General features: G+C 66.4%; 8 protein-coding genes. 3 read left to right on the top strand and 5 right to left on the bottom strand.

Annotation, left to right across the window (positions count from 1 at the left end; genetic code table 11):
* Nucleotides 1-250: 250 nt before the first annotated feature.
* From VJ307_02120 to VJ307_02105, 4 genes are read right to left on the bottom strand one after another with little or no spacing between them, the layout of a single operon-like run.
* Nucleotides 251-1225, bottom strand: a complete 975-nt coding sequence (locus VJ307_02120) for an ABC transporter permease (GenBank protein HJX72923.1) — start codon at nt 1223-1225, stop codon at nt 251-253.
* A gap of 10 nt (nt 1226-1235) precedes the next feature.
* Nucleotides 1236-2867 (bottom strand): peptide-binding protein, encoded by a 1632-nt coding sequence (locus tag VJ307_02115; protein HJX72922.1) that lies wholly within the window; start codon nt 2865-2867, stop codon nt 1236-1238.
* Nucleotides 2864-3553, bottom strand: a complete 690-nt coding sequence (locus VJ307_02110) for a hypothetical protein (protein HJX72921.1) — start codon at nt 3551-3553, stop codon at nt 2864-2866. Before VJ307_02110 ends, VJ307_02115 begins: the two co-directional genes overlap by 4 nt.
* Nucleotides 3550-5253, bottom strand: coding sequence for a tetratricopeptide repeat protein (locus VJ307_02105; GenBank protein ID HJX72920.1), 1704 nt, complete (start codon nt 5251-5253; stop codon nt 3550-3552). The genes VJ307_02110 and VJ307_02105 overlap by 4 nt, the downstream gene beginning before the upstream one ends.
* Nucleotides 5254-5372: 119 nt before the next feature.
* On the opposite strand from VJ307_02105, the gene VJ307_02100 reads away from it, so the two are divergent.
* The gene (locus VJ307_02100) at nt 5373-6752 is read left to right on the top strand and encodes a TldD/PmbA family protein (GenBank protein HJX72919.1); all 1380 of its coding nucleotides are present in this window, start codon (nt 5373-5375) and stop codon (nt 6750-6752) included.
* A 15-nt stretch (nt 6753-6767) separates the two neighbouring features.
* Nucleotides 6768-7382, top strand: a complete 615-nt coding sequence (locus VJ307_02095; protein HJX72918.1) for a DedA family protein — start codon at nt 6768-6770, stop codon at nt 7380-7382.
* Nucleotides 7383-8188: 806 nt separating this feature from the next.
* On the opposite strand, the gene VJ307_02090 is transcribed toward VJ307_02095, so the two are convergent.
* Nucleotides 8189-9184: a BtrH N-terminal domain-containing protein gene (locus VJ307_02090; GenBank protein ID HJX72917.1), complete on the bottom strand. Its 996-nt coding sequence runs from the start codon at nt 9182-9184 to the stop codon at nt 8189-8191.
* 64 nt (nt 9185-9248) lie between these two features.
* On the opposite strand from VJ307_02090, the gene VJ307_02085 reads away from it, so the two are divergent.
* The coding region (locus tag VJ307_02085; protein HJX72916.1) for a twin-arginine translocase subunit TatC at nt 9249-9872 on the top strand (624 nt) is incomplete at its 3' end.

Genomic DNA, 9872 nt, shown 5'->3' with positions numbered 1-9872 from the left:
GCCCTTTGTCGGACTCCCTGCGCCCGGCTCGGCGTACCGCAAGTACGCCTGCGCCGTGCTCGGTCGTCCTTCGCGGTCTGACGGCGCATCCGCTTCGCCTCGGCTGCCGACCCTTCCGGGGACAGGCCCCTCGCTCCCGCTTCGTTGCGCTTCTTGCGCCGTACTTCGCTCCAGTACGCCTCAGTCGCGCGCCTCGCTGGCGCGGCGCATCGACGCTCTCGGTGCGTCAAGCTATTTACGAGACGGTACACTATTCCGTGCGGATCCGGGGATCCGCCAGCGCGTACCCGACGTCGGCCAGCAGATTCCCGATCAGGGTCAGGAACGCCCCGATCACCAGCGCCCCCATGATCAGCGGGTAGTCGCGGGACATCACGCTCTGGTAGAAGAGCTGCCCGAGGCCGGGGATCGCGAAGATCGACTCGAAGATGACCGAGCCGCCGAGGAGGCCCGGCACGGAAAGACCCAAGATGGTGATGAAGGGAAGGAGCGCGTTGCGCATCGCGTGGCGGAACACGACTTTCCGCTCGGGGAGCCCCTTCGCCCGGGCGGTCGCGATGTAGTCCTGCCGGATCACCTCCAGCATGTTCGACCGCATGTAGCGGGAGAACCCGGCTAGTCCCCCGAAGGCCGACACGAACACCGGGAGGAGGAGGTGGCTCGTCCGGTCCCAGATCTTCCCCGCCAGCCCCAGGGAATCGTACTCCAGCGAGACGAGTCCCGAGATGGGGAGCCACCCCAGCTTCACGCCGAACAGGATCATGAGCAGCAGGGCGAGCCAGAACGTGGGCACGGCAAATCCCGTGAACACCACCACGGTGGAAATCCGGTCGAACCACGAATCCTTCCGGACCGCGGAATAGATGCCCAGGGGGATCGCGACCAGGAAGATGAGAAGCATCGACAGGACGTTGATCGCCAGCGTCACGGGGATCCGCTCCCCGATCTTCTCGGAGACCTGCTTCCCGTCGCGGGAGAAGCTCTGCCCGAAATCGAGGGTGGCCATGCGACCGAGCCACCGGACGTACTGGACGTGGAGCGGCTGGTCCAGGCCGTAATAGGTTTTCAGCCTCTCCCTCGCCTCCGCCGTGACCTTGGGGTTCAGGTCCGTGGCCATCTCCACCGGCCCGCCGGGAGCAGCGTGGATGACGAGGAAGGAAATGAGGCTGATCCCGATCAGGAGCGGAACCGTGAGCAGCAGGCGGTGGGCGATATACCGGAGCATCCGTCCCCTATTATTGGAAGGTGGTGTACCTCTGCTGGGACTTGGGAACGTACCACTGGATGAAGTTGTAGGAGATCCCCGCCGGCGCCGGCTCGATCCCGTGGATCCGCTTGTGCACGACCGGAAGCGCGTCCGGGTAATAGAGGAAGACGTAGGGCTGCTCCTCCGCCAGGATCTCCTGGATGCGAAAATAGGCCTTCTTCCTCCCCTCGGCTTCGAAGGTGCGCCGCCCCTCCTCGAGGAGCCGGTCCACTTCCGCGTCCTGGAACCCCACGAAATTGAGCTCCTTGGGGCCGGTCTTCTTCGAGCTCCAGATGTCGTACTGGTCGGGGTCCTGGGAGATGCTCCAGCCGAGGATCACCGCATCGAACTTCCGCTTGTCGACGAACTCGTTGATGAAGGCGGCCCACTCCAGCGTCCGGATCTCCATCTTGATCCCGACGGCGGCCAGGTTCTGCTGGATGATCGCGGCCGTCTTCGCCCGGCTCTCGTTCCCCGCGTTGGTGAGGACCGTGAAGGAAAACGCCCTCCCCCCCTTCTCGAGGACGCCGTCCCCCGCCTTCCACCCCGCTTCGGCCAGGAGCGCCTTCGCCTTTTCCGGGTCGAAAGGGTACCTCTTCACGTCGGGGTTGTGCACCCACGTCCCCGGCTTGTACGGCCCGGTGGCCTCCTGCCCGAGCCCGAACAGAACGCCGTCGATGATCTCCTTCTTGTGGATCGAGTGGGCGATGGCCTGCCGGACCCGTTTGTCCGAGAAGAGGGGGTGGGAGAGCCGGAACCCCAGATAGGTGTACCCGAAGGAGAGGTACCGGTACTTGTGGAACGATTTCCGGAATTCCTCCGTCTCCGTCTGCCTCGTGTACTGGAGGGGGGTAACCCCCATCATGTCGATCCCGCCGGATTTGAGCTCCAGGAACATGGTGGCCGGGTCCGGGATGACGCGCGTGATGACGCGGGAAAGGTACGGCCGACCCTCGAAGTAGTCCGGGTTCGTCTCGAAGACCGTCTTCTCCCCGGTCTTCCACTCCACGAACCGGAACGGCCCGGTCCCCACGGGCTTCTTGTTCAAGGGACTGCGGGAGATGTCGGGGTATTCCGCGAGCAGGTGCTTCGGAAGGACGTGCATCCCCCAGGAGGCGAGCGCGGGGGCGAACGGCTTGCCGTACTCGACGACGACCGTATACGGGTCGGGGGCTTCGGCCCGCTTCACCTGCTTGAAGTCCTCCGCGTAGGCGGTCGGCGTGTTCGGGGCGATCATCCTCCGGTAGGTGAAAAGAACGTCCTCCGACGTGAACGGCTTTCCGTCGTGCCACGTCACCCCTTTCCGGAGGTGGAAGGTGATCCTCTTCCCGTCGGGAGAGACCTCCCAGGACTCGGCCAGCTCCCCCTCGAGCTTCAGGTTCTTGTCGTACCGGACGAGGCCATTGAAGACGTAGTTCGCCGCGGTGTGGGAGGCGGAGTCGGAGGTGACGGCCGTGAGGAACCCACTCACGTCCCCGATGCTCCCTTCGACGATGGCGTCGCCGTAGGCGGGGGCGTCCGAACCGGCCGCTCCCGTGCCCCCGGCGTCCTTTTTTTCCTTCGCGCACGCCGCCGCCAGGACGACGGCGAGCACGGCAACGAGAATCCGGGCGATCTTCAATCCGCGTCCCTCCGGAGCACGATTCTGTTTCCCATGACCTCGACCTCCACCGTCCGGGGCGGTTCGGGAGAATCCCTCCCCGGGTAGGTCACGATGACGCGCTTTCCAGAAATATCATATTCCGCCCGGGAGAGCAGTCGCCGCGACGGATCGGAAAAGAGCGTCTGCTCCCTCCCCGCGAGGATCCAACCCCCGTCCGCCGCCCGAGCCGTCTCTCCCCCGTCCACGGGATACCCCGGGGCTCCCGACAGAATTCGCCCGACCGACAGGGGCCCCGCATCCACGGGGCGGATGTCCCCCGGCGGGAAATCCCCCGCGGCGGGGCCGCGGGTGACCGACACGTTCCCGCCATCGTTGCGGAGGAACAGGACCGCGCGCCCCATGGGATCGTAGACCCCCAGGATCTCATCCGCAGCGTTTCGGGAGGAGAGGCCGGCGAGAAAAGGGACCGTCCGGCCGGAGAGTTCGGCGATTCCCGAGAACGACGCCCGGAGGGGAAAGGATACGTCCGCCGTGGAAACGAAGAACGTGGCCGCCGTCCTGGCTTCCTCCCCGATGAGGCGCTGCCGGACGGGGGCACAGCCGGCCCCCGCCGCGACGAGCAACGCGAACGGAAGGGAGGCCGCGAGGAACCGCCTGCCGCCCCGGGCCGCCGGGAGGTCCTTCGCGGAGGTCCCCCCTTTCACTTGGCCGCGGAGCCCGCTTTCCGGATCTGGGTCAGCTTGTTCCGGATCTCCTCGGGCTTCTCGTGCCCGCGGGAAATCGCTTTCTCGTAATAGACCGCGGCTTCTTCCTTCTTCCCCTCCTCGGACAGGATGTCCCCCGTGTGCTCGAGGATGACGGGGTCGTCGGGGATGAACGAGAGCGCGCGGCGGATTTCGGTCTCGGCGCGGGCGAACTCCCCCTTTCGGTAGTAGACCCAGGCGAGGCTGTCGATGAAGTAGCCGTCGTTCGGCCGGATCTCCAGGGCCCGGCGGATCAGGGATTCCGCCTCCGGCAGACGCATGTTCCGGTCCGCATAGGTGTACCCGAGATAGTTCATGGCCGTCGCGTGCTCCGGATCGAGCTCGATCGCCTTCTCCATGCTCGCAATGACCTTGTCCAGATCCCCCATCTTGTCGTGGATCACCCCGAGGGAAAACCTTGCCGAGGCGTTGTTCGGCTCCTTCTCCACCGCTTCCGTGAGGACCCCGAGGGCCTCCGGGTACCGCTTCGCCTCCTCCAGCTGCGTCCCCAGGAAGATCATCAGCGGGACATCCTCCGGAAACTTCTTCCGCAGGCTCCGGGTCACTTCGATCGCTTCCTCGATCCGCTTCCGGCGGCCGAGGGACATCGCGATGTGGAGCATCGCGTCCCGGTAGACGGGAGAAGACTCCGGGATCGCGCGGAATTCCTTCTCGCTCTCCGGGAACATCCCCTTTTCTTCATAGGCGGTCCCGAGAAAGAACCGCACCTGGCTGTTCTCCGGCTGGGCCGCGAGCACGAACAGGAACTCGTTGATCGCATCGTCATTCCGGTCCCGGTCCAGATAGAGAAGTCCGAGTTTCACCCGGACGTCCAGGTTCCCCTGGGCGAATTTCTTCAGTTCCTCGTACTGGTCGACCGCCTGGTCGATCTTCTTTTCCAGGATGAGGACCCGGCCGAGACGCTCCCGGATGAACGGGTTCTCCGGGTTGAGCGAAAGCGCCTGCTTGTACCTCTCCTCCGCCTCCTCGTGGCGCCCCATCAGTTCGAGGATGCCCCCCGAATCGATGAGCGCGGCGTCGAACGACGGGTGGATCGAGAGGGACTTGTCGAAGTCGGAGAGCGCGGCGTCGAACTCCCTCCGGGCGGCTTCGAGCCTCCCCCGGTAATAGAAGGCAAGAAACGAGCGGGGGCTCCTCCCGATCAGGGCGGTGAGGTACTCCTTGGCCCGGTCGAGCTCCCCTTTCTCGGCGTAGAGCGTGGAGAGGTGGAGGTATGCCTCCTCGTTGTCCGGGTCGTCGGAAATCGCCTGGGAGTAAAGGGATATCGCCTTTTCCTTGTCCCCGGTCGCGGCCAGGATCCCCGCCAGGAGATAGCGGGAGCGGGCGTGCTTCGGGTCGACGGCCAGGGCCTTCTCCAGGTATTCCTTCCCCTCGGAGAGCTGCCCCTTTTTCACGAGAACGTTCGCGATCTCGTAGAGGATCTCCGGCTCGTCCTGCTGGTACCGGAGCGCCTTGCGGTACGATTCCAGGGCGGCGTCGAGGTTCCCTTCCCGATAGTGGAGATACCCGGAGAGGAACTCGGAATACGCACGACCCTGGAGGCGCTCGGCGACCCCCTTGGCGTTTCTGTGGAATGCCCCGGCATCATGGGCGAACAAAAACGCGGCCGCCAGGGTAGCCGCCAGGATTCTCGCTTTCATCCGGTTCCTCGGGTAAACTTCTTGGGATTAGTATACACAAATCGCAGGAAACCGCCCATCGCTTGGCCATCGCGTGCGACCGGCCGGGCGCGGCGGGTGGGCGCTTCGCCGGAGAATCGATGCTTTCTTCCCTACGCCCGGAGTCCGTCCTTTCCGCGCTGCTGTCCCGGGGAGGGGAATACGGGGAACTGTTTCGCGAGGAGGTGAGATCGCTTTCGGTCCAGCGGGAGGACGGGAAGGTCGAGCGGGTCCTGTCGGGGACCGACGCAGGGATCGGTATCCGCCTCCTCTTCCGGGGAAAGACCTTCCACGCCTACACGAACGAGTGCGACGGGCGGGCCGTCCTTTCCCTCGCGCACGACCTGTCGCGGTACGCGGACGGGGGGGGAGTCTCCGCCGTCCTTCCCGCATCCCCCGCGGCCGCCCGCGGTCCGTCCGCCGTACGCATCCCCCCGGGATCCCGCGAGGTCGGGGAGAAAGTCGCCCTCGTCGACGAAATGGACCGGATCGCCCGCGGGATCTCCCCGGAGATCCGCCAGGTCCGGGCGACGTACGGAGAAGCCGAGAGACGGATCGAGGTCGCGGCGCACCCCGGCGTCTTCGCCTCGGACGCCCAGACCTTCACGCTCCTGACGATCCAGTGCGTGGCGGGGAACGGATCCGGCCTCACCATGGGGTACGAGACCGGCGGCGGGACGTGCGGATGGGAGTTTCTCGAGGAGTTCCTCCCGGAGGCGCTCGCGAGGAAGGCGGCGGAAAGGGCGGTCCGGGGTCTCACCGCAAGGAGAATCGGCGGCGGAAGGATGCCCGTCGTGCTTTCCTCCGAGGCGGGGGGGACGATGGTGCACGAGGCGATCGGACACGGGCTGGAGGCGGATCTCGCGCGACGGGGCATGTCGGTGTACCGGGACTCGCTGGGGAAACCGGTGGCCAGTCCGCTGGTCTCGATCGTGGATGACGCCACGGTGCCGGGCAGGCGGGGGTCCTTCGGGATCGACGACGAGGGAACGCCGGGCCAGCGGACGGTCCTCGTCGAAGGAGGCATCCTGAAGGGATTCCTCTACGACCGCCTGCTGGCGATGAAGGAAGAGGTCCGGTCGACCGGAAACGGAAGGCGGGAGTCCTACCGGCACAAGCCGATGCCCCGGATGACGAACACGATCATCCTTCCGGGAAGGACGCCTCCCGAAGAGATCGAGCGATCGGTACCCCGCGGGCTTTTCGTGCGGAAGATGGGCGGAGGGCAGGTGAACCCCGTGACCGGAGACTTCATGTTCGAGGTGGCCGAGGGGTACCGGATCGAGAACGGCCGGCGGGGCGAGCCGGTCCGCGGCGCCACCATCACCGGGAACGGCCTGGAGGCGCTGTCGATGATCGACATGGTCGGGTCCGACCTCGGGTTCGGCCTCGGGACCTGCGGAAAAGAGGGGCAGGGCGTGCCCGTGGGGGACGCCCAGCCGACGCTTCGATTCGGGCCGCCGTACATCACGGTGGGATAGGAAGGGGGCAGCACGGTGGTAACCCGGACCCTCGAAGCGCTCGCCTCGTTCATCATCTTCGTAATCTCGATGATGGGACTGCCGGGGATCGTTTTGCTGATGGCCATCGAATCGGCGTGCATCCCCCTGCCTTCCGAGGTGATCATGCCATTCGCCGGCTACCTCGTTTCCCAGGGGAAGTATTCCCTCTGGTCCGTGGGGCTGGCCGGGGCCATCGGTTGCGTCGTCGGCTCCGTCCCGGCGTACTACCTGGGGATGTACGGGGGCCGGCCGCTCATCGAGAAGTACGGGAAGTACATCCTCATGTCCCGGCACGACCTGGACATGGCGGACCGCTGGTTCCAGCGGCACGGAGAGGCGACCGTCTTCTTCGCACGCCTCCTCCCGGTCATCCGCACCTTCATCGCCTTCCCGGCGGGGGTCGCGCGGATGGAGATGAAACGGTTCATCGCCTACACGTTCGCGGGGTCCCTCCCCTGGTGCCTGGGGCTTGCCTACATCGGATGGGTGATGGGGGAGCGGTGGCCCGTCCTGCGGGAATATTTCCACAAGTTCGACCTGCTGATCGGGGCGGCGATTGTGGCCGGCATCGTCTGGTACGTCCGGCGGCACCTCAGAAACCGGGACTAGCGGCCGAAAGGTCGCCAGCAGCGGCTTCGCCTCCGGGGTCCCCGCTCGCGGTCAGCTCCCGGCTCCCCGGCTGCGTCCAGCGGACGTGCCCATTGGTCATCTCCCCGGCCATTCACCTTCCTATGTGGTGTGCAATCCCTTTTACCCTACAAACGGCGAGGCCTCCGCCGGTTCCGCCGGGGCTTCCCGCTCGGGGGATCCCCTGCGGCGAGCGCCGCATCTGCGCGCCCATTGCAAGGGCGCCTGCGACCGGAAGGCCCAGGGCGATGCAGGGGGTTCCGCGGAGACTGGGCGGGGACACTCCAATGGGGGGACATTCCGGGGACATTCCTATTTCGAGTAGTATGTTGAGGAGTGTCCCCCCGAGCGTTGAGGAGTGCCCCCGGTGATGCGCCGTTTCACGGGTGCATAATAAGCGCAGCAAGCCGAAGGAGCGGGGGCGGAGTGAGGCCGGCCTCCCGGGGTCCGTTGCCGAAGAGGCCGTGCACCGAGAGGGTCGATGCGCCGCTTCCGGCGAGGCGCCCGACCGAAGCGTACCCGCTGCGGTACGGTGAGGGAGGGCAACGAAGCCTTCGCTGCTGCAGCGGCCCTCGAATGCCGGGATCTTCCGGGAATGGACCCCGGGAGACCGGAGCGCAGCCGTGCAGGTTCACCGCACGGCGAGCCACGAACGGAGCCCCCCTCCGAGGCTGCGGAGCGTGACTTGCGACCGCTCGCTGCCCGCGACGTTTCGGCCATGGGTCCACGTCGCAGGCGCCTGCGGATGATCACCCGATAAAAGACTGCGCTCCGGGGATACGGCGGAGTCAGACGACGGAGGCGATTTCCCGCCAGAACGCCTCTTCCCGGTCGGCCTGCCGAAGGAGGAGGTCCGACACCCGCAGGAGCGTCCCGGCGTCCTGGGACTCCGAGATCTCTTTCAACCTCCCGGCGATCTCCGTCCAGCCGTCGGCGATGGCGGCCATCTTCCCGGAAAGGCCTGCCCCGGCCAGGGGGGGGTAAGGGAGGGACGCCTCGTCCAGGTACCGGGCGTACATCCGCCGGAAGAAGCCCCCGCCCGTTCCGCGCTTCTCGATCACCTGGTATCCGAAGCGGGCCGCGAACGGAAGATCTTCCGTCATCCCGGGCCAGCGGGGGATCTCCCCGGCCGCCCGGCGCATCCCGGAGACGCCGGCGGTGGAGCCGTCCGGCGGCTGGAGCATCTCCCGCGCGTTCTTCCCGAGGGCCCGCGGGATCGCCTCCGGAAGGGGGCGCAGCGGCCCTTGCGGCCGGACGACGCACCACCGGTTTCCCATCGGGTACGGCGGGACCGCGGAAGAGCGCGCCCTCGTAAGCGAAGCGACGGGAACGTCCTGGGGCTCCTCTCGTTCCGAGTCGGACAACAGCGCGATGCCCTTTTCGTCGTCGAACCCGAACAGGACGATCCGGTGTCCGGAGAAGTGCGTCTTCGTCGCGAAATAGTCCAGGAAGGCGAGATCGGTGCTGATCAGGACGGGGTGGCCCGAGAGGACCGCTTCGCGTGCCCTCTCCCACCCTGCGTCGCCGTCCTCCTCCTCCCGCTCCGGGAACGGGATCGCCAGGGCGTCGCACAGTTCCCTCTCCATCTCCAGGATGCGCCCGTGGAACGCGACCCCGGGGGGAACCGGAAGCCCGGGCAGGTACAGGAATCCCGCGCCCGATCCCAGACCGAAGCAGAACGGCTCCGAGAGGACGACCCCCCGGAAGGCGAGCAGGTTCCGCATGGCGGAGGACCCGCAGTGGAGTCCGGGCCGGTGGACGTATCCGGGAATCGCGTACCGCATCCTTCTCCCCTTTCCCGGGAAGCCGCTGTACTATTACATAGCAGAAATCCGCGCGGGAGGGCTCGTGGAAAACCACTTTCTCGGCATGCTGACCGAAGTCGAGAAGGCCCGCAAGGGACTGGCAATCTACGCGGTCCTCGTGATCGTCCTCTCCGCGGTTTCCTTCGCCTTCTCGGAGCCGATCCTCCTGTTCCTGGTGCGACTCCTCCACCGGAAGCTCGTCGCCTTCGACCCGTCGGAAGGGTTCTTCGCCCTGCTCACGATCGCGCTCTACTGCGGAATGGTTCTGTCGCTGCCGGTCGCGGCGTGGATGCTCTGGCAGGGGGCGGTCGCCCCCCGGCTGCCGGAGTGGAAACGGTGGGGGTGGGCCGTCATCGGGATGGCGACCGCCCTCTTCTTCGCCGGCATGGCGCTGGGGTACTTCGTCCTGCTCCCGGCCGGCGTCGGGTTCCTCGTGGGGTTCGAGACGCAGGACGTGAGGGCGCTCATTTCGGCCCGGAAATTCGTCTCCTTCTGCGGCACGATGCTTCTCGTCCTGGGGCTGTCCTTCGAAGCGCCCCTGGTCTCCTACTTCCTCGCCAAGGTCGGGTGGCTCCGTCCCGGCTTCTTCCGGAACAAGTGGCGGCACGCCATCCTCATGTGCACCGTGCTGGCCGCCGTCCTTACGCCCACCCCGGACGTGTACAAC

This window comes from Candidatus Deferrimicrobiaceae bacterium (genome assembly GCA_035256765.1).
Classification (GTDB): Bacteria; Desulfobacterota; Deferrimicrobia; order Deferrimicrobiales; family Deferrimicrobiaceae; genus CSP1-8.
Note: the sequence above shows the minus strand (reverse complement) of the source record. Positions and strands in the feature narration are given on the sequence as shown.

What these genes read in the sequence shown, in the direction of transcription:
- VJ307_02120 (HJX72923.1), bottom strand. Translation starts at nt 1,225, where the DNA reads ATGCTCCGGTATATCGCCCACCGCCTGCTGCTCACGGTTCCGCTCCTG.
- VJ307_02105 (HJX72920.1), bottom strand. Translation starts at nt 5,253, where the DNA reads ATGAAAGCGAGAATCCTGGCGGCTACCCTGGCGGCCGCGTTTTTGTTC.
- VJ307_02100 (HJX72919.1), top strand. Translation starts at nt 5,373, where the DNA reads ATGCTTTCTTCCCTACGCCCGGAGTCCGTCCTTTCCGCGCTGCTGTCC.
- VJ307_02090 (HJX72917.1), bottom strand. Translation starts at nt 9,184, where the DNA reads ATGCGGTACGCGATTCCCGGATACGTCCACCGGCCCGGACTCCACTGC.